The sequence below is a fragment of the Amycolatopsis sp. NPDC005003 genome (assembly GCF_053600695.1).
Genome location: NZ_JBSGAI010000012.1, coordinates 22,550 through 42,707 on the forward strand (window position 1 = coordinate 22,550; position 20,158 = coordinate 42,707).

Annotated in this window: 15 protein-coding genes; 7 read left to right on the forward strand and 8 right to left on the reverse strand. The window is 72.2% G+C overall.

The window, feature by feature from the left end; genetic code table 11:
* Positions 1–20 precede the first annotated feature (20 nt).
* The 3 genes from ACWED2_RS16050 (at position 21) to ACWED2_RS16060 (ending at position 3,103) form a co-directional block, all read left to right on the forward strand.
* Complete coding sequence (locus ACWED2_RS16050) at positions 21–1,154, forward strand: nitric oxide synthase oxygenase (RefSeq protein WP_449691413.1); 1,134 nt, start codon at positions 21–23, stop codon at positions 1,152–1,154.
* 91 nt (positions 1,155–1,245) lie between these two features.
* Entirely contained in the window at positions 1,246–1,752 is a 507-nt protein-coding gene (locus ACWED2_RS16055) for a flavodoxin domain-containing protein (protein ID WP_449691226.1), read from the forward strand.
* Positions 1,753–1,831: 79 nt separating this feature from the next.
* Positions 1,832–3,103 (forward strand): MFS transporter, encoded by a 1,272-nt coding sequence (locus tag ACWED2_RS16060; RefSeq protein WP_449691227.1) that lies wholly within the window; start codon positions 1,832–1,834, stop codon positions 3,101–3,103.
* On the opposite strand, the gene ACWED2_RS16065 is transcribed toward ACWED2_RS16060, so the two are convergent.
* From ACWED2_RS16065 to ACWED2_RS16075, 3 genes are read right to left on the reverse strand one after another with little or no spacing between them, the layout of a single operon-like run.
* Positions 3,104–3,772, reverse strand: coding sequence for a hypothetical protein (locus tag ACWED2_RS16065; protein ID WP_449691228.1), 669 nt, complete (start codon positions 3,770–3,772; stop codon positions 3,104–3,106).
* 44 nt (positions 3,773–3,816) lie between these two features.
* Complete coding sequence (locus ACWED2_RS16070; protein ID WP_449691229.1) at positions 3,817–4,476, reverse strand: response regulator transcription factor; 660 nt, start codon at positions 4,474–4,476, stop codon at positions 3,817–3,819.
* Positions 4,477–4,485: 9 nt separating this feature from the next.
* Positions 4,486–5,685, reverse strand: coding sequence for a sensor histidine kinase (locus ACWED2_RS16075; RefSeq protein WP_449691230.1), 1,200 nt, complete (start codon positions 5,683–5,685; stop codon positions 4,486–4,488).
* A gap of 168 nt (positions 5,686–5,853) precedes the next feature.
* Between ACWED2_RS16075 and ACWED2_RS16080 the strand changes: the two genes are divergently transcribed.
* The gene (locus ACWED2_RS16080) at positions 5,854–6,462 is read left to right on the forward strand and encodes an MmpS family transport accessory protein (protein ID WP_449691231.1); all 609 of its coding nucleotides are present in this window, start codon (positions 5,854–5,856) and stop codon (positions 6,460–6,462) included.
* Between the two features lie 71 nt (positions 6,463–6,533).
* Here ACWED2_RS16080 and ACWED2_RS16085 read toward each other — a convergent pair whose 3' ends face one another.
* Both ACWED2_RS16085 and ACWED2_RS16090 read right to left on the reverse strand, forming a co-directional pair.
* Positions 6,534–8,027 carry a sialidase family protein gene (locus ACWED2_RS16085; RefSeq protein ID WP_449691232.1) on the reverse strand — a complete coding sequence of 498 codons (1,494 nt, stop codon included), beginning with the start codon at positions 8,025–8,027 and terminating at the stop codon, positions 6,534–6,536.
* 113 nt (positions 8,028–8,140) lie between these two features.
* Positions 8,141–9,109, reverse strand: a complete 969-nt coding sequence (locus ACWED2_RS16090; RefSeq protein ID WP_449691233.1) for a YeiH family protein — start codon at positions 9,107–9,109, stop codon at positions 8,141–8,143.
* 70 nt (positions 9,110–9,179) lie between these two features.
* Between ACWED2_RS16090 and ACWED2_RS16095 the strand changes: the two genes are divergently transcribed.
* The 3 genes from ACWED2_RS16095 to ACWED2_RS16105 all read left to right on the forward strand — a co-directional run bounded on the left by ACWED2_RS16095 (position 9,180) and on the right by ACWED2_RS16105 (position 12,276).
* Positions 9,180–10,121: a LysR family transcriptional regulator gene (locus ACWED2_RS16095; protein WP_449691234.1), complete on the forward strand. Its 942-nt coding sequence runs from the start codon at positions 9,180–9,182 to the stop codon at positions 10,119–10,121.
* A gap of 73 nt (positions 10,122–10,194) precedes the next feature.
* Positions 10,195–11,184: a PadR family transcriptional regulator gene (locus tag ACWED2_RS16100; protein ID WP_449691235.1), complete on the forward strand. Its 990-nt coding sequence runs from the start codon at positions 10,195–10,197 to the stop codon at positions 11,182–11,184.
* Between the two features lie 60 nt (positions 11,185–11,244).
* Positions 11,245–12,276: a class I SAM-dependent methyltransferase gene (locus ACWED2_RS16105; RefSeq protein WP_449691236.1), complete on the forward strand. Its 1,032-nt coding sequence runs from the start codon at positions 11,245–11,247 to the stop codon at positions 12,274–12,276.
* A 1-nt stretch (position 12,277) separates the two neighbouring features.
* Here ACWED2_RS16105 and ACWED2_RS16110 read toward each other — a convergent pair whose 3' ends face one another.
* The 3 genes from ACWED2_RS16110 to ACWED2_RS16120 all read right to left on the reverse strand — a co-directional run bounded on the left by ACWED2_RS16110 (position 12,278) and on the right by ACWED2_RS16120 (position 19,909).
* Positions 12,278–13,600: a M14 family zinc carboxypeptidase gene (locus ACWED2_RS16110; RefSeq protein ID WP_449691237.1), complete on the reverse strand. Its 1,323-nt coding sequence runs from the start codon at positions 13,598–13,600 to the stop codon at positions 12,278–12,280.
* A gap of 211 nt (positions 13,601–13,811) precedes the next feature.
* Positions 13,812–14,216, reverse strand: a complete 405-nt coding sequence (locus tag ACWED2_RS16115) for a spore-associated protein A (protein ID WP_449691238.1) — start codon at positions 14,214–14,216, stop codon at positions 13,812–13,814.
* 185 nt (positions 14,217–14,401) lie between these two features.
* Positions 14,402–19,909: an ATP-binding protein gene (locus ACWED2_RS16120; protein WP_449691239.1), complete on the reverse strand. Its 5,508-nt coding sequence runs from the start codon at positions 19,907–19,909 to the stop codon at positions 14,402–14,404.
* Positions 19,910–20,158 lie beyond the last annotated feature (249 nt).

Consider the following 20,158-nt stretch of genomic DNA (forward strand, 5'->3'; position numbering starts at 1 on the left):
TGACCGTTACACCCGAGCGGGTGACGGCAGCGTTGCCGCTCTACCCGCAGCGCGTCTCGGAGGAGCAAAGCGTCAATTCCGCGGAAGCGGAGGAATTCCTGGACCGGATGTTCGCCGAAGGGGCGGCGGAAGAGGGCGACCGGTTCGAGACCCGGTTGGCCGCGGTCCGCGCGGAAATCCAGGAAACCGGCACCTACCGGCACACCCCGGCCGAGCTGGCGTACGGCGCGCGCATCGCGTGGCGCAACTCGGCGCGCTGCATCGGCCGGCTGTACTGGCGCAGCCTGCGGATCCGCGACCGCCGCCGGGTCACCGACCCCGCCGCGATCGCCGGCGAGTGCGTCGCCCACCTGCGCCAGGCCACCCGCGGCGGGCGGATCCGGCCGACGGTCACGGTGTTCGCGCCGGACACCCCGGACACGCCGGGTCCGCGCATCCACAACGAGCAGCTCATCCGCTACGCCGGCTACCGCTTCGAAGACGGCTCGGTCCTCGGCGACCCGCGCTACACCGGGTTCACCGAGCAGGTGCGCGGACTCGGCTGGCGGCCACCGGAGCGGAAGGGCTCCTTCGACGTTCTGCCCCTGCTGATCGAGGCCGTGCCCGGCGAGCCGCGGCTGTTCACGCTGCCCCCGGACGCCGTCCTGGAGGTGCCGCTGACCCACCCCGACCACCGCTGGTTCGCCGGGCTGGGGCTGCGCTGGCACGCCGTGCCCGCGATCAGCAACATGCCGCTGGAGATCGGCGGCGTCACCTACCCGGCCGCGCCGTTCAACGGCTGGTACCTCGGCACCGAGGTCGGCGCCCGGAACCTGGCCGACGAGCAGCGCTACGACCTGCTGCCCGTCATCGCCGAGCTGATGGGGCTGGACACCGGGTCCGAGCGCACGCTGTGGCGCGACCGGGCGGTGGTGGAGCTGACGCTGGCGGTGCAGCACTCCTTCGACGCGGCCGGGGTCACGATGGCCGACCACCACACCGAGTCGCAGCGGTTCCTGTCCCACCTGGAACGCGAGGAGCGGGCCGGGCGCCGGTGCCCCGCGGAGTGGAGCTGGATCGTGCCGCCGATTTCGGGTGGGCAGACCGCGGTCTTCCACCGCTATTACGACGAACCGGACCCGGCGGAGCGGCCGGCTTTCCTGCCGCCGCCGTGAGCGATGCGGAGAGTAGCGTGGAAGCGCCCGTTCGGCGGATCGTGCGCGACCCGCGGGGCAGTCCGGCCCCCGAGGGCCGACAATGGAACGCATGACCGCAGTCCTCGTCGCCTACGCCGGGCGTCACGGCGGAACCCGGCAGATCGCCGAGGTCATCGCCGCCGAGCTCGGTGAAGCGGGCCTGACCGTCGACGTGCGCGACGCCGCCGACGTCGCCGGCGTCGAGCACTACGCCGCGGTCGTCGTCGGCAGCGCGCTGTACTACCACCGCTGGCGGCCGGAGGCCGTCCGGCTGCTGGAGCGCAACGCGCGGGCGCTCGCCGAGCGTCCGGTGTGGTTGTTCCACAGCGGACCGTGCGGCCCCGGCGCGGCCACGCACCAGGTCAGCCTGCCGGCGAACGTGGCGCTGCTGGCCGCTCGCATCGACGCGGAGCGCACGGCCACGTTCGGCGGCCGGCTGGACCCGGCGACCGTGCGAGGCCTGATCCCCAGGCTGCTGGCGTCGGGCCGGCGGGCAGGCGACTTCCGCGACTGGGACCGGATCAAGGCGTGGGCCCGGGACGTCGGCCGCCGGGTGCGCACCCGCGTCGCGCTCTGAGCCCCTTGCCCGCCCGGGGTGGTGGGTGATAGACCGAACCTGAGGTATTCCGGTGGGAAACCGACGGAACGGGGCGAACGTGACGGATCGGAAAGCGCTTACCTCGGACCAGCGCAACGCCTTCCTCGCGGCGCTGCTCGGCTGGAGCATGGACTCCTTCGACTACTTCCTCGTCGTGTTCGTGCTGGCGGACATCGCGAAGGACTCCTCGTTCGGCGCGACCGCCACCCAGCTGGCGTTCATCACGACGGCAACACTGGTGATGCGCCCGGTCGGCGCGCTCCTGTTCGGGCTGTGGGCCGACCGGGTCGGCCGCCGGATCCCGCTGATGGCCGACGTCCTGCTGTATTCGGTGGCCGGCCTGCTGTGCGCGTTCGCCCCGAACTTCGCGGTGCTGCTGGTGCTGCGGTTCGTGTACGGCATCGGCATGGGCGGCGAGTGGGGCCTGGGCGCGGCGCTGGCGATGGAGAAGATCCCGGTCGAGCGCCGCGGCTTCTTTTCGGGCCTGCTGCAGGTCGGCTACTCGATCGGCTACCTGCTGGCGGCGCTGGCGTACCTGCTGTTCCATTCGGCGCTGGGCCTGCAGTGGCGCTGGATCTTCGTGTTGAGCATCTTCCCGGCGCTGATCAGCCTGCTGATCCGCGCACGCGTCCGCGAGTCGGAGGTGTGGGAGGCGGCGCGCGAGAAGCTGAAGGTGACGCGGACGTCGGTGAAGGACATCTTGGTCAACCCGAAGGTGATCCGCCGCTTCGGCTACCTCATCCTGCTGATGACGGCGTTCAACTGGATGAGCCACGGAACCCAGGACGTCTACCCGAGCTTCCTCAAGGCCCACGACAACGGCGGCGCGGGCTTGAGCGCCTCGACGAGCACGTGGATCGCGGTGCTGTACAACGTCGGCGCCATCATCGGCGGGTGTGCGTTCGGGACGCTGTCGGAGAAGCTGGGCCGCCGCCGCACCATCGTGACGGCGGCGGTGCTGGGGCTGCCGGTGGTCCCGATCTTCGCGATCGACCACGGAGCCGGGATGCTGGCGCTGGGCTCGTTCCTGATGCAGATCATGGTCCAGGGCGCGTGGGGCGTGATCCCGGCGCACCTGACGGAGATGTCCCCGGACGCCATCCGCGGCTTCTACCCGGGAGTGACGTACCAGCTGGGAAACCTGCTGGCGGCGCTGAACCTGCCGATCCAACAGGCGATCGCGGAGTCCCACGGGTACACCTCGGCTCTGGTGTGGACGGTGGTGCCGGGGTTGATCGCGGTGGCGGTGCTGACGGCGATCGGCAAGGAGGCGAAGGGAATCAAGTTCGGCGAGTCCGCGGTGGCGACGGCGCCGGCGGGGTCGCGGTGATCAGTCGGTCCGGCCGCCGGATCCGAACTTCTCGAGCAGGCTCGCTGCCGCATGGTGCCCCTTTGCGACCGCGTAGGTCCGCAGTTGCGCGATGGTGTCGACTCGGTTTCGAACGGCGAGGCGCGCGTCGAGCCCGCCCGGGACGAGGAAGCGCTCGAGGTCGTCGAGCCAGACCACGGTGTCCGTGAGGTTCGCCCCGGCGATCGTCCGCAATGCCGGGCCGTCGATGGGGACCAGCAAGTCGTGCGAAGGACGCAGCCGGCGCAGCGCCTCGGCCGCCGCGCGGCTCTTGCCCGCGGCGGCGCGGCCGTGGAGCACCACCAGGCCGCCGCTCGCGATCGCCCACTCCAGATCCTCGTCGCGGTCGCGGGGGACGTACCGGGGGAGGTCCCGGTCGTCGGACGTGTCCACCGCCCGCTTCACCCGCAACGCCAGCAGTGGCACGTCGGCCACCTTCGGCAGCCGATCGCCGTCGAGGTGCAGAGCGCGGCCCACATACACGCCGTGCTCGACGACCGGTTCCGGGCGCTGCTTGCGCAGTTCGAGCAGGGCGAAACCCACACCCCCGAGCGCGGCCACCCAGCTGAGCGCTTCGAGCACATTGCGGACGGCGCCGCCGTCCGCGATGAGCCAGCTCAGCCGGCCGAACCGCAGCGCCACCAAGAACACGACGGGAACGAGAAGGAGCAAGGCGCGGCGAACCCAGCGGGAGTTCACGGCGTCACGAGCGCCGCTTCGTAAGCGAAGATCGTCAGCTGCACCCGGTTCGAAACGTCCAGCTTCGCGAACGTCCGCGTGATGTGCGTCTTCACCGTCGCCTCGCTGAGAAACAGCTCCGCCGCGATCTCCGCGTTCGGCTTTCCCTGCGCCACCGCCGTCACGATTTCGCGTTCCCGCTCACTGAGCAGCTCCAGCTTCGCCTGGGCCCGCGACCGCCGCGGGTTCGCCCGCGACGCCACGAACTCGCCGATCAGCTGCTTCGTCATCCGGGGCGACAACATCGCGTCGCCGTTCGCCACCACCCGGACGCCTTCGATGATCTCCTGCGGCGAGCCCTCCTTCAGCAGGAAGCCGCTCGCTCCCGCCGCCAGTGCCTCGAACACGTACTCGTCCAGGTCGAACGTCGTCAGGATCAGGACCTTCGGCGGGCGGGGCTGGGCCAGCACCGCCGCCGTCGCCACCAGGCCGTTCATCCGGCGCATGCGGATGTCCATGATCACCACGTCCGGCGCGTGCCGGGCGACCTGCTGGACCGCTTCGTCGCCATCGCCCGCCTCCGCGACCACCTGCAGGTCCGGCGTGCTGCCCAGGATCATGGACAGTCCGGTGCGGACCAGCGGGTCGTCGTCGACGAGCAGTACGCGCACGCTCACCCGCCCATGCTAGGGCGCCGGTGCCACCCACGGCAGCCAGGCCCGCAGCGCGAACGTCCGCCCGTCGACCGGGCCCGCCGACAACGAGCCGCCCAGGAGAGAGACGCGCTCGTTGACACCGGTGAGCCCGGTGCCCGAGCCCGGTGACGGCACCGGGTGCGCCGGGAGCGGGTTGAAGACCTCGACCGACAGCCCCGCGCCCGGGCCGCCGCGGACCCGCAGTTCCGCCGTCGCTCCCGGTGCGTGCCGCAGCACGTTCGTCAACGCCTCCTGGAGGATCCGGTACGCCGCCGTGCCGAGCGGGGCCGGGGCCGTCGACGCCTGGTCGAGCAGGATCGTCACGTTGACCGCCAAGCCGGCCTGCCGGGCACCGGCGACGAGGTCGGGGATGTCGGCCAGCGTCGGCTGGGGCGGCTCCGCGGGCCCGCCGGGTGGCCGGTCGGCGAAGCCCGAACCGCGCAGCACGCCGATCACCTGGCGCAGGTCGTCGAGTGACTGCCGCGCGGTGGTCCGCACCGTCTTGGCCGCCTCCACGGCGTCCGGCGCCGTCGCCGCGGTGACCTCCAACGCACCCGCCTGCAGCGAAAGCAGGGAGAGCCGGTGCCCGAGGACGTCGTGCATCTCGCGGGCGATCCGCGCCTGCTCCTCCCGGCGGGCGACCTGGTCGCGCAGCGCCGCCTCCTCGGCGGCGAGGCGGCGCTTCTCGGTGATGTTGTGCCGGACGATCCCCAGCGTGAGCGGGATCGCCGTGTACACCGCGGCGGTGATGGCGACCCCGATCAGCTTGGCGCCGGTGGTTTCGGTCGAGATCCACGCCTCGGCCAGTGAACTTTCGGTGACCCGGCTGGCGTCGCGCCACACCGCGAGCCCGGTCGCGGCGAACACCAGCGCCGCCGCGCCCCAGCGCCACCAACCGGTGTAGCGGGTCGCGAGCGCGGCGAGGGCGATCAACGCGGCCAGCGAGTCGGACACCAGCAGCAACGGCGGCACCACCGCGATGCCGGTCACCACCAGGGGCCGGTGCCACCGCCAGACCAGCATGATCGACGCGCCGATCCCGAAGAACCAGCCCAGTACCGCCGCGGCCGTCACGTGCAGTTCGTCGGTGCCGGGCAGGCTGATCTCCAGTGCCACGTTCACGATGCCGGTCACCACGCTCGCGGCGACTGCCAGCACGGTGCACACCACGCCCAGCACGGACCGTCCCATGGGGGCAGCCTACGAGGTGGCGACCGCGCGCCCATCAGCCGATCCGCTCGTCCACGCCGCGGCCGGTGACGACTTTCGTCGTAACGCGTCGAGGCTTGCGGACGACGCGGGCCGGACCGCGCCGCTGGTTTCCTTCACGCCGTCAGGAAGAGGCGAAAGGAAACCCCGATGACCGACTACACCCCGATCCAGCAGCAGGCGGCCCCGCCGGCCGCGCCGCCGCGCAACGGCCTGGGCACGGCCGGGTTCGTCCTCGGCCTGATCGGGCTCGTGTTCGCCCCGATCCCGCTGGTCGGCGTGGTCGCTTGGCCCCTGTGCGTGCTCGGCCTGATCCTCTCCGCGGTGGGCGTGGCCAGAGTCCGCTCCCGGAAGGCGACCAACAAGGGCCTCTCGATCGCCGGCGTCGTCGTGTCGCTGCTCGGCCTGGTCGTCTGCGTCCTGTGGGCGGTGGTGATCGGCAAGGCGATCAGCGACGTCAACGAGCAGGCCACCGCGCACCACACCATCGTCTACGAGGTGACCGGCGACGCGAAGGCCGTCGACATCGACTACAGCACCTTCGACCGGAACACGATCCTGGTCAACACCGAGGCCGGCGCCCCGGTGCCGTGGACCAAGACCGTCGAGGCCACCGGCTTCCTCGCCGGGGCCCAGTTCACCGCGACCGCCGGGCCGGACGGCGGTTCGGTCAGCTGCAAGGTGGTCGTCGACGGCAAGGAGGCCAAGACGGCGACCGCGGCCGGCGCCGGGGCCGTCGCCAGCTGCACCGGCTTCTGAACCGCCAGGGTGGCCGGGCCGCGTGACGGAGGGTGGGACCCGGCCCAGGGGCGGGTCCCACCCGTCGCGGTTCAGCTGCAGTGCTCGAATTCGCTGTCGTAGGCCTGGCCGCCGGCCGAGCCGCCCCACTTCACGCACTTGTCCGCCGCCGTCGCCTTGACCGGGCCGGCGAACCAGGAGAACGAGCCCGAGTCGGTCTGCCGCGCCGAGCCCTTGACCTCCAGGTAGGCCGAGATCGTCGTGGCCGTCCCGGCGGAGGCGTTCTTCATGGTGCTGACGCAGTTCTGGCCGTTGGAAGCGTTGTACGACAGGTAAACCGTGCCGGCCGCGCCGCCGGTGCCCAGCGGCGCCGAGTCGATGACGCTGTAGCCGCCACCGCAGGCCGGGGCGCCGAGCGCGGCTTCGGTGACCGTGGCGAAGCGGATCGCGTCGTAGGGGTGCTCGGTGGGGCCCACTTCGAACAGCACCCCGGCCGACGACTGCGACAGCTGCACCATGTCCGAGTACGCCGCGCCCCCTCCCCACACCAGCAGGCTGCCGGCGTTGCCGGTCCAGTTGGCGCCTTCGTCGAACGACGAGTGCACCCGCAGCTGCTCGCGCTCACCGCACACGGACGGCGCGGCGAACAGGATCCGGTTGTACTTGCCGCCGGTGTCGGTCGCGCTCATCCGGGCCGTCGAGCCCTCGACCGTCGGCGCGACGAGGTCGGTGGCGAAGTCGAACTTCGAGCTGAACGTCTCGCCGCCGTCCGAGCTGATCGCGAACGCGCGGTTGTGGGTGCCGTCCGCGAGGCACTTGTCGCCGTCGTTCGCCTGGTTGCGCGCGGCGGCGTAGATCCGGCCGTCCCGGAGCTCGGTGACGCTGATCTCCTGCGGGTTGATCGCGCTCGTCGTCGGCTTGTCGGTGGCGCCGAGGTGCCAGGTGCTGCCCTGGTCGTCGCTGTAGACCAGCGCGCCGATGTTCGAGTAGCTCATCCCGGCGACGAGCCGGCCCTTGTGCGCGCCGCGCGTCAGCACGATCCCGTGGGACGGCCCGGTGGCCAGCCAGCCCGGCGCGGTCGAGAAGCCGAGTTCCGTGGTCAGCGTCTTCGGCGCGCCCCACGTCTTCCCGTTGTCCTCGCTGATGGACACGCGCGGGATCCGGCCGCAGTCGGGGTTGGTGTAGCACTGCATGGTCGACAGCAGCACGATCCGGTTGCTGCCCGGGATCACGATCGGCGCGGGGTTGCCCTTCGTGTCGCCGAACGCGGTGATGACGGTGTTCAGCGCGCCCCACGTCTTGCCACCGTCGGTGGAACGCTTCATCACGAGATCGATCTTGCCCAGGTCGGCGCAGGCGTGGGCGCCGCCGTTGCGGCCTTCGGCGAAGGCGAGCAGGTCGCCGTTGTTCGCCTTGACGACGGTGGGAATGCGATAACAGTCGTGGCCTTCGGTGTTCTTGGTGAACACCAGCGTGCTGGCCACATCGGCCTGGGCGGTCGCGGCGCCGACGGCCGCCGGGACGCCGAGGGCGGCGCACCCCAGCAGCCCGGCCAGCAGCCCCTGGGCGAGTCGGGTGATCTTCACGGTTCGGGCTCCCTACGGATTCGGTCTTCGTCTCGCCAGCAGCGTCGACACGATCCGTACAAGAGCCGTACAACCTCACGTATAACGAACTATACGTGAACGGGAGGGAGAATTCAGGTGAACGCGGCCAGCGTACCGAACCCGGTCACCACCACCAGAAGCGTGGACAGGAGGCCCAGGAGCAGGGCCCGGCCGCCGCCGCGCAGCAACGCGCCCGGCCGGACGGCGCAGCCGAGACCGAAGAGCGCGCCGGCGAGCAGGAGGGTCGACGCGGTCTTCGCGACGTCGAGCACGAATCCCGGGACGAGCCCGGTGCTCCGGACCGCGACCAGCGCGAGGAAGCCGAGGACGAACAGCGGCACGAGCGGGGTGCGGGTGTCGCGGCGGCCGCGTTCGGCGGCCCCGACGAGCGCGACCACCGGGGCGAGCAGGACGACGCGGCTGAGCTTCACCACCACGGCGACCCCGACCGCGGCGGCGCCCGCGGGCCCGGCGGCCGCGACGACCTGGGCGACCTCGTGCACCGAGAGCCCGGCCCAGCTGCCCGTCCGGACGGCGTCGAGGCCGAGCGCGTGGGCGAGCAGGGGGAGTGCGGCCAGGGTGAGGCTGCCGAAGCAGGTGACGAGTGCGACGGCGGTGGCGACGTCTTCGTCGTCGCGCTCGATCACGCCTTCCACGGCGGCGATCGCCGAGGCGCCGCAGATCGAGAAGCCGGTGGCCACCAGCAGGGCGAGCCCGCGCGGCACCCGGACCAGCCGGGCGAGGCCGAGCGTGCCGAGGAAGGTGACCGCGACGGTCAGCACGACCGCGGCGAGCGTGCCGGGGCCGAGCGCGAGCACGGTCGGGACGGCGAGCTGCAGCCCGAGCAGGACGACGCCCGCGCGCAGCAGGCGCTTCGTGAGCCGGGCGACAGCTTGGCGGTGCTCCCCGGTCAGGACCGGGGTACTGCCGGCGACCACGCCCAGCACGACCGCGGCGGTCAGGGCGCCGACCACCGGCCACGCCGAGCTGAGCGCGTACGCCGCGGCGACACCGAGCCCGGTGATCGCCAGGCCGGAGGTCTTCGCCGTCGTCAGTGCCATTCCTGCAGCTTCGCCGCTGCCCGGCGTGCGCGGTAGCCGGTGGTGCGTGCCGAGGTCATAGACTGAAGCTATGACCGGACCGGACCTGGACTCCCTGCGCCTGCTGGTGCTCGTCGACGACCTCGGCAGCATCGGCCAGGCGGCCGGGGTGCTCGGCATCGCCCAGCCGTCGGCGAGCAAACGGCTGTCCACTTTGGAACGCCAGCTGGGACTGTCCCTGGTGGACCGGACCCGGCGCGGCTCGGCGCTGACCCCGGACGGCCGGGTGATCGCCGGCTGGGCGCACCGCGTGCTGGCCGAAGTGGACGGACTGCGCACGGGAGCGGAGGCCCTGCGCACCCAGCGCGGCGCGCAGCTGCGGGTCGCGGCCAGCATGACGCTCGCCGAGCACTTCGTGCCCGCCTGGATCGGCGAGATCAAGCGGACCGGCCCGGACACCTACGTCGGGCTCGAGGTGGTGAACTCCGAGCAGGTCGCCGAGCTGGTCGTGCGCGGCCGGGTGGACCTGGGGTTCGTCGAGTCGCCGGGGCCGTGGCCGGGCCTGGCGACGCGCCGCGTCGCGGCCGACCGGCTCGTGGTGGTGGTGCCGGCCGGCCACGCCTGGGCGCGGCGCCGTCGTCCGCTGCGGGCCGGCGAGCTGGCCGCGACGCCGTTGGTGGTGCGCGAACCGGGCTCGGGAACCCGCGAGACGGTCGAGGCGGCACTGCGCCGGGCCGGGGCGGGCCCGGTGAAACCGTTGCTGGAGCTGGGTTCGGCGTCGGCGGTGCGCAACGCGGTGATCGCGGGCGCCGGCCCGGCGGTGATCAGCGATCTCGACGTCGTGCGCGAAGTGGCGGGCCGCCGGCTGGTGCCGGTGCCGGTCGAGGACGTCGAACTGGGCCGCGTGCTGCGCGCGGTGTGGCCGGCGGGGCGGCGGCTGACCGGCCCGGCGGCGGACCTGCTGACGCTGGCGGTGAAGTCCGGTTCTCAGCGGTTCGGTCCGGCCGAGGTGCCGGGCCGGCACCTCGGCTGACGCGGTGGTGGCCTTGCCCTCGATCGAGTGGCGATATATCGTGTGAATGTCGCCGATACGATAGGAGAGCATCATGGAACCGAGCGCGGGAGCGGGCCGGATCTTCGCCGGGTTCGGGGGGCACTTCGGGCACCACGGACCCGGGCACGGTGGGCACGGCCACGTCGGGCACCCGGGGCACGACGTGCTCGGGCACCTGGGGCACGGCGGGTTCGGGCGCGGGCATTTCGGGCCGGAGCGGGGAGGTGGGGGGCACGCCTACTTGGGGCCCGAGCCTGGTGATGCCGGGCAGGGGCACCTGGGGTCGGAGCATGCCGGTGCAGGGCGCGGACGCCTCGGGCCGGAGCACACCGGGCCAGGGCGCGGGCACCTCGGGCCGGAGCACGGGGTGCCGGGGCAGGAGGACTGGGATGGCGGTCCGGAGCTGGCGCGCGGATTCCCGCCGCCACCGCCCCACCCACCCCACCCGCCGCAGCCTCCCGGTGGGCCGGGCTTCCCCGGGTTCCCGGGCGGCCCGGGCTCGTTCGGCGGCCCGGGTGGCTGGTTCGGCGGCGCCGGACCGTTCCAGCGGGTCCGCGAGTTCCGCGGCGGCGGCCGCCCGCAGGCGCGCCCGGTGCGGCCGGCGGTGCTGGCGCTGCTGGCCGAGGAACCGAGGCACGGATACCAGCTGATGCAGGAGATCCGCCGCCGGACGCACGACCGCTGGCGCCCCAGCCCGGGGTCGGTGTACCCGATCCTGCAGCAGCTCGAGGACGAAGGCCTGGTCCACACGGTGGAGACGGCCGGCCGCCGGGTCGCCGAGCTGACCGATGCGGGCCGCGAGCACGTGGCGGGCCGCGAGGAGGAGTTCGCGGCACTGTGGGAGGAGCCGGAGGAGGAACCGGGCGCCGACCGGTTCGCCGCGCTGTGGCACGCACTGGGCGAGCTGTCCGGCGCGGCGGCGCAGGTGGGGTACAGCGGCAACGAGGCCCAGGTGGCCGAGGTGAAGAAGATCCTGGCCGACGCGCGCCGCCGGGTGTACGCGGTGCTCGCCGACGCGGGCCTGGAGGACGAGGACGCCTGACCGCCCGCCCGGCCGGATCGTCCACATCGGACGGTCCGGCCGGGCGGGTACGCTACCCCCATGGAGGAGAAGGACTTCGCCGCGCACCTGACCGCGACCATGACCGGCAGCGCCCTCACCATGCTCATCGGCGTCGGCCACCGCACCGGCCTCCTCGCCGCCGCCGCTCGCGGGCCCGCCACCAGCGCCGGGCTCGCCGAACGCGCGAACCTGCGGGAACGCTACGTCCGCGAGTGGCTCGGCGCCATGGTCACTGGCGGCATCTTCACCTACGACGGCCGCGAGTACACCTTCCCGCCGCAGCACGCCAAGTTCCTGCTCGGCGAAACCGCGGCGAACCTGATGCCGTCGCTGCTGACCCTGTCGGCGTTCACCGGCATCCTGCCGGAGCTGGAACGCGCGTTCGCCGAGGGCGGCGGCGTCCCGAGGGCCGCCTACGGCCCCCACCTGGAAAGCCTCGGCGCGAAAACCGGCGACAGCTGGAAGCACATCTACCGCGAGCACCTCGTGGACGGCTTCTTCGGCGCGGTCCCCGGCCTCGTGGACCGGCTCAGCGACGGCGTGCGCGTGCTCGACCTCGGCTGCGGCACCGGGAACGCCGTCGCCGTCGCCGCCCGGGCGTTCCCCGCCTCGCACTTCACCGGCCTGGACATCAATGCGAGCGTCGTCGAGCAGGCGAACGAAAACAGGCCGGCGAACGCCGGATTCGTCGTCGGGGACGCCGCCGAGCTGACCGCCGATCCGCCCTTCGACGTCATCACCGCCTTCGACGCCGTCCACGACCAGGACCGCCCGGACGTCGTGCTGCGCCGGGTCCGCGAGGCGCTCGCCCCGGACGGCCTGTTCTTCATGGTGGACACCAACTTCTCCAGCCACCTGGAGAACAACGTCGGCAACCCGCTGGCGGCGCTGACCTACGCGATCAGCCTGATGTACTGCACGACGACGTCACTCGCCGAGGGCGGCGCCGCGCTGGGCGCGGTGTGGGGCACCGAAAAAGCGGCGGAAATGCTGGCGGACGCGGGGTTCCGGCACGTCGAAGTGCTCGGATCCCCGCGCCCGCAGAACTGCATCTACGTCTGCCGCCCGTGACTCACTGCTGGTACGGCGCCGCGGCGGCCTTCGCGGCGGTGACCAGCGCACCCTTGTTCTTCGGCCAGAACGTGCTGTCGACGCAGGTGTAGCGCGGCAGGAAGCCACCGCACGTGCCGCTCGAGCTGCCGACCTCGAACGTCACGCTGGCGACACCGAGTTCGCCGTAGGTGAAGTCGTCGGTGGTGCCGGTCGTGTCGTAGCCGACGGTCTCCTCGTTGGTGCCGACGAGGTAGCCGTTGGACGCGGCGTACTTCGCGCCGAGCCTGCGGTACTGGGCGTCGTTCGGCGAGGTGGCCTGGGTGAAGCCCCACGGGATGATGATGTCGTTGCCGTAGCTGTGCAGCGTGATCATCGTGCCGGTGGCGGTCGACGGCGCCGGGTCGTTGTTGCCCGTGCCGCGCTGGTCCGGGTAGATCGCGCGGGCCAGCTTCTCCAGCGCCTGCACCTCCGGCTCCGAACCCGCGCTGACGCCCTGGTAGGTCTCGGAGCAGGCGGAGTTGGAGTCGCCGCCCCACTTGAACGTCGAGTTGCGGTTGAGGTCGACGCCGATGCCCGTGCCGGTGCAGCTGCCCCGCGAGTTGTTCGCGTTCTTGCGCTGCAGCTTCGGCGAGTTCCCGCCGGAGGCGACGATGTCGACGCCGTCGGGGTTGGCGATCGGCACCACCCACACCTCGGTGGTGTCCAAAATGGACTTGGCGGTGGCGTCGGTGGCGTAGCCGTCGGCGAGGTAGTCGATCCAGCGCCAGGCGAGCTCGCCGGTCGACAGCTCGCGCGCGTGGATCTGGGCCATCAGGAAGAACTTCGGCTTCTTCGACGTCGTCGACAGCGTGCAGTCGCCGGTCTGCTTCTTGGTCAGGCAGATCGCCTGGATGTCGTGCCCGCCCTGGCCCTTCGTCTTCTTCCACGACTGGCCGATCGTGTACTTCGTGGCCAGGTCGGGGTGCGCCGAGGCGACGGCGGCGAGGTGGTTCTCGTGCGCGGTGACGGTCCGGTACCCGCCGTAGTAGGTGTCCGCCGCCAGCCGGTTCGTCTCGGCGGGCAGTTCCTTGTAGACGGTGTCGAAGAAGGAGGGCCGGTAGCCGAGCGCCCGCAGCTTCGCGGCGACGGCCCGGCCGCCGACGACGTTGACGCTCGCGGCGTCGTCCCCTTCTTCGACGTCGAAACCGGCCTCGGTGAGCGCCTGCGCTTGGGCGGCGGTGGCCGGGACGCGCCAGAACACCGGCGTGTCCGCCGTCTGCGCGGTGGCGGTGCCCCCGAGCAGGGAGGTGAGCAGGACGCCGGTCGCCGCGAGGGCGAGCCGGGACAGGGACCTTGACGCCATCGGGTGATCTCCTCACGCCGCACGGATGGACGCCGGCGGGGACCCGTGCCCACGGTCACCGTACCGGCACGCACAGTGTGTCGGCCCGCCGCAATGGGGCCATACCCCCGAAAGTCGCGAAACCCGCGCATCACCGCCCCGTGAGGTGGGGCCGCTGCGAACAGCGGCCCCACCGGTGCCGGCGAGCCGGCGGTTCGTCCACCAGGTGCTGTCAGCCGCAGTGCGAGTCGAACTGGTACCAGCTCGCGGACCCGATGACGCCACCCCAATCGACGCAGTGACCACGCCCGTACACGTAGACGGGGCCGGCCCACTTGCTCCAGTTGCCGGGGTCGGTGTCCTCCCAGTTCGGGTCACCCGACAGGCCGATCAGCGCGTCCATGTGGTTCGACCCCGTCGAATTGCGGATCGTCACCGCGCAGTTGTTGCCGGAGGAGTTGCTGAAGGTGAGGAAAATCGTGCCACCGGTGATGTTGTGCTGGTCGATCACGCCGTAACCGCTCCCGCACTGCCCGCCGTAGGTCGCGGCGGATGCGGTTCCCGCGCCGACCAGGAGCGCCGTCGACACGACCGTCGCGCTCACCCCTGCCACACAGGCGATCTTCTTCAGGTTCACGGCTGCCCCCCGTAGTTCGCTCGATTCCCGGTCATGGAAATCGTCCTCCCACTCGCACAGCGCCGAATCGACGCGGGTACCGGTGGTACCCGGTACGTCCACGCGGGAGTACGCGACCCGGTTTAGTCGCGGCGACGGAGAAGCCGGAGGACGGCACTTCCGGGAAGTGCCGTCCTTCGGCGATATCAGCGCTTCAGGCCGTGTTCGATCGCTTCGATGATCCGCGGCCGCAGCTCGGCCGCCGAGATGATCGCGTCCACCGAGCCGACCTCGACCGCTCGCTGGATGCTGTGCACCCGGTCGAACTCCGCCGCCACCTCGCTCACCTTCTCCGCGCGGACCGCCGACTGGACCTCCGCCAGCTGGGCGCTCAGCGCGGCCCGCGCGGCGCCGCCGGCCGCCGCCACCCGGGACTGCAGCTCCGTGACGCGCGGGTCGTTCGCCGTGCGGTTGTTCACCTCGCCCGCGAACACCACCGCCGCCGCCGGGGCGCCGCCGAGCACCGAGGCGAACGAGCCCTCCAGGGCCAGCACCGTCATGTTCGGGTTCAACGCCTTGGAGAACACCACGAACGCGCCGCCGTGGTAGCGCGAGATCACGCAGAACACGATCGGGCCCTCGAAGTTGACGATCGCCCGGCCGATTTCCGCGCCGTACTCGAGCTGCAGCTTCCGCAGCGACTCCGGCGAGCCGTCGAACCCGGACAGGTTCGCCAGCACCACCAGCGGCCGGTTGCCCGACGCCGCGTTGATCGCGCGGGCCGTCTTCTTCGACGAGCGCGGGAACAGCGTGCCGGCCGTGTAGGTGTCCGGGCCGTCGGTGGGCGGGAAGCCACGGCGGGGGACCGACCGCGACTCGATGCCGATCAGGCAGACCGGGCGGCCGCCGATGTGCACGTCCTGCACCGCCGCGGTGTCCGCGTCGGCCATGCCCGCCCAGCGCTCCAGCACCGGGTGGTCCTGGTCGGACAGCGCGCGCATCACCGTGCGGATGTCGAACGGCTTCTTGCGGTCCGGGTTGTGTTCGGCCGAGAAGATCTGGCCCACGGTCGTGAAGTCGCTGCCGACGATCGCGTGCGGGAACGGCGAGACGTCCCGGTCGACCGGGTCGGTCGTGCCCACCTTGCGCGGGCCGGCCTCACCCGGCACCACGTACGTGTGGTCGTAGTGCGCCATCAGCACTTCCCGCGCGGCCGGCAGGTTCGGCGCCCAGTACTGCGCCTGCCCGTTCGGGCCCATCACGCGGTCGTAGCCGCCGATGCCGAAGTTGTCCTCGGCCGACACGCCACCCGAGAAGTCGAGCGCCTGCTTGCCGGTGAGCACCATCGCCGAATCCGGGGTCATCACCAGGATGCCCTTGGTGTGCATGAGCATCGTGGCTTCGGCGTTCCAGTACGGCTGGGCGCCGACGTTGATCCCGTTGACGATGATGTTGATCTCGCCGCCGTCCTGGGTGAACGTGACGATCCGCTTGAGCGCCGCGGCGACCCAGTCCATGTTCTCGGTGCCCGAGGACATCGAGATCCGCGCGCCCGACGACAGCGCGAACCACTCCAGCGGGACCTGCATCCGCTCGGCCAGGTCGAGCGCCGCGATCACCCGCGAGCACTCCGGCTCCGACAACGCACCCAGCGACTTCGTCGGGTCGCCCAGCAGCACGACCCGGGTGACGCCCTCGGGGTGCCGCTCGGTCGGCGTCGTGACGACACCGGCGACGATCGCCGCGGTGTTCTTGCCCTTCGGCCGGTCCACGGGCACCAGGGTGCCGCCGCCCGAGGCACTCTTTCCCGCCGAGGGCGCATCGGACCCAGTGTCCAGGTCGTGTTCGACGAAGGTACCCGCCGGGCCGGAGAGCAGGCCGGTGAGCTCGTACGGGTAGAAGGTCCCGCGCCGCGCCGCGCGCAGCACCTTCAGGCGGTAGTCGTCGAGGGGTTTCACCGGCTCGGCCGACGGCGCCTCGACGTGCAGCCGCGCGCCCTGCCCGGCGTCGAGGGCGATCCGGACGGCGAGCTCGGTCAGCTTGCCCGCGTCCGTGCGCCGCCGCGCCAGGAACTGGACCTCCTCCAGGCCGGCGCCCACCGAGGTCGGCAGGATGCGCTGGACGAGGGTGTTCAGCTCCTCGGTGGTCAGGTCGGTCGGCGGCCAGACGTACATCATGATCCGGTTCGTGTCGAACCGCTTGTTCGGCGGCCGCTGCGCCTGGATGTTGCGGATCGAGTCGAGGCACGCGGTGACGGCGTCCTCGAGCGCGGGCAGCGCGACCAGCCGGCCGTCGGCCTCGCGCAGTGGCGTCAGGTCGCGGACCTGGCCCATCGCGATCAGCCGCTCGTCGGCCGGGTTGGTCTTCGCCGCGGCCTTGAACAGGTAGATCTCCTCGTCCGCCGACGGCAGCCGGGTGAGGTCGAACTCGCGCAGCCGCTGCAGCTGCAGGCGCTGGGCGATCTGCGGGTGCAGGCCGCGGATCAGCCGGTCCTCGGTGAAGCCGTCACCTTCGCGTTCGAAGGTGAAGTGGTGGTGCATCACCGCGCCGCCGGTGCCGGCCACGGTCACCACGACCCGGCGCACGCCGGCGGGCAGCGGGTGCTCGGCCAGCAGCGTGCCCAGCCGCTCCGCGGTCGCGTCGACGTCCGGCTGGTCCTCCCAGCGCAGGTACAGGTCGGCGACGACGCCGTCGGTGGCCACCTCGCCGAGCGCGTGCAGGGCGCCGGGCAGCTCGGCGATGTCGACGGCGGTGGTGACCAGCGGCAGCACGCCTTCGGGGGCGTTCAGCTCGGCGGTCAGCCAGCGGTGCCCGCCGGCTTCGCGGACGGCGACCCCGGAGAGCCGGCGGTTGCCGTAGTACCGGCGGGTCAGCACCTCCAGCAGCGGCGAGTGGTCGCGGCCCGGCCGTCCGATCCGCTGCCCGATCAGCCGGACCAGCGGCTGCGAGCCGGTGATCATGGCCTGGATCCGCTCGGCGCGGTCCGGCGCGTCCGGGTGCTGGTCGAGGTAGGTCAGCTCGGTGCGGACGGCGGCGTAGACGCGGGCGCGGTTGCGGCGCAGCAGCGGCTGGGCGAACCAGCGGAAGACCACGCCGCGGGCCAGGTCGGACACCGCGGGGAAGCGGACCTGGGTGGCCTCGACCACGTGTTCCAGGGTGAGCCCGGCGCGTTCGCTCAGCGCCTCGGCCGGCGGGGCGCCGGTCAGCCACTGGCGCAGCAGCTCCGAGACGACCGCGACGTCGGCCGCCGTCCGCTGCTGGGCCAGGAAGATCCGGAAGACGGCGGCCTCCAGCTCCGGCGTGCGCTCCAGGTCTTCGACGCCGTAGTGCGCGAGGACGCGCTTCAGCTTCGCCTGGAAGCCTTCGGTGACGCCGGCGCGTTCGACGTCGAGGCTCTGCAGGTAGGTGTGGAAGAACTCGCGCGGGCTGTGCACCGCGCCGTTGGGCACGGTGTCTTCGCCGCCCGGGGTGTTGCGGCTCAGCTCGCTCAGGTCGGCGAAGACGGTGAGCAGCTCCAGCTCGCCCTCCACCGGCCGGTTGCCCAGCTCGGTGCGGGCCTCGAGGTACGCCGTCACGAGCCGCTTGCGCTCGGCCGGGTCGACGTCGAAGCCGAGCAGGAGGCTGCGGAGGTCCTGCAGGCCGCGCTCGACGCGCTCGGCGGCGGACACGCCGTCCGGCACCGAAGGCAGCTCGATCTCGACGGTCTCGCCGGCTTCGGCGGCTTCCTCGGCGGCGTCGTCGGCCAGTGGCTCCAGGCGCATCAGCGGCGCGCCGGTCTCGACCTGGCTGCCGACGGACACCGGGCACTCGCGGACGCGGGCGCGGAACGGCGCGCGCAGCACCGTCTCCATCTTCATGCTCTCCAGCACGAGGATCGGGGCGTTCGCCTCGACCTCGTCGCCGACGGAGAGGGGCGTGGCGACGACCAGCGCCGGCGCGGGGGAGCGGACGACGCCGCCTTCGTCGCGGCTGATGCGGTGGGTGACGCCGTCGACCTCGACCAGGTGGATCGGGCCGTGGGTGGCCGCGACCAGCCGGAAGCGCCGCCCGTTGACCAGGATCTGGCCGCTGTGGGCGTCGAACCGGTCGATCTCGATGTCGGCGTGGTGGACGTCGGACGCGCCGGCCGAGATGCCGACGCGGAAGCGGCTGCGGCCGGCCCGGGCGACGGAGACGCGGTAGCCGACGCCGCGGAGCTTGAGGTCGAGGGGGCGGCCGCTCTCGTGCTGGACCTGCGGGCGGCCGCCGTGCGCGGTGGACAGCAGCCGCTGGACGGAGACCTCTTCTTCGTCCTGGTAGGCCTCGATGGCGGCCGCGGCGAGCGCGATCGCCGAGTGCCGGTGGGTGACCAGGCGGCCTTCGGCGCGGACGCGGTCGATCCAGCCGGTGTCGGCGCTGGCGTCGATCACCTCGGGCTGGTCGAGCAGGTCGAGCACGAAGCTCTTGTTGGTCGCGCCGCCCTCGATGATGACGGTGGTCTCGGCCATCGCGCGGCGCAGCCGGCCCAGCGCCTCGTCGCGGTCGCGGCCGTAGGCGATGATCTTCGCGATCATCGAGTCGAAGTCGGCCGGGATGGTGTCGCCTTCGCTGACGCCGGTGTCGACGCGGATGCCGGGGCCGGCGGGCAGGGCCAGCCGCGCGATGCGGCCGGGGGAGGGCGCGAAGTCGCGGTCCGGGTCTTCGGCGTTCAGGCGTGCCTCGACGGCGTGGCCGAGCTCGGCGGGCTGCTCGCCTTCGAGTTTGCCGCCGCCCGCGACGTGCAGCTGCAGCTTGACCAGGTCGGTGCCGGTGGTGATCTCGGTGATCGGGTGCTCGACCTGCAGGCGGGTGTTGACCTCGAGGAAGGCGAACAGCTTCTCGCCCGGGTGGTAGAGGAACTCGACGGTGCACGCGCCGCGGTAGCCGACGGCCACCGCGAGCCGCTCCGCCGACGCCTTCAGCTCGGCCGTCTGCGCCGGGGCGAGGACCGGCGACGCCGACTCTTCGATGATCTTCTGGTTGCGCCGCTGCACCGAGCAGTCGCGGACGCCGAGCGCCCACGCCGTCGCGCCGTCGGAGATCACCTGGACCTCGACGTGGCGGGCGCCGGTGACCAGGCGCTCCAGGAAGACGACGCCGGAGCCGAAGGCCCGCAGCGCCTCCTGGCTGGTGCGCTCGTAGGCGTCGGCGAGGTCCTCGCCGGAGGCGACCATGCGGATGCCGCGCCCGCCGCCGCCCGCGGTGGCCTTCAGCATCAGGGGGTAGCCGATGCGCTCGCCGGCCGCCAGCGCGTCTTCGAGGGTGGCGACCTCGCCGCGGCTCCACGGCGCGACCGGCACGCCGACCTCTTCGGCGATCAGCTTCGCGCCGATCTTGTCGCCGAGCTTGCGCATCGCGTCCGCGCTCGGCCCGACGAAGGTGACGCCGACCTTCTCGCACAGTTCGGCGAACGCCGGGTCCTCGGCCACGAAGCCCCAGCCGACCCAGGCGGCGTCGGCCTTCGTCTCGACCAGCGCCTGCTCCAGCTTGGCCAGGTCGAGGTACGGACGCGCGGCGGCCGGGCCCAGGTCGTAGGCCAGGTCGGCCTCGCGGACGAACGTGGCGGTGCGATCGGCGTCGGTGTAGAGGGCGACCGTCTCGATCCGCGTCCCGGTTTCCGCCGACAGATCCCGGACGGCGTGGATGAGCCGCATCGCGGCCTCTCCGCGGTTGACGATGGCGACACGACTGAACACCGGCTGAGCCTCCCAAGTACCCACGCGCAGAAGGCGACGTACCCGTCCTGGAACGTCGCGGCGCACCTGTCTACACCCTGGTGGATGACGACGGGTCGGACCAATGTCCGCCATGGCGCATGCCGAGGCGGCTGCTTTGTGGGAACCCCACAAAAAGCGACCCGCGCCACACCGTCCGGACGCGCTTTCACGCGAGGTTCGCGACAAAGCACGCTACGGGCGCGCAAACGGCGGGTGACGCGGGGACGA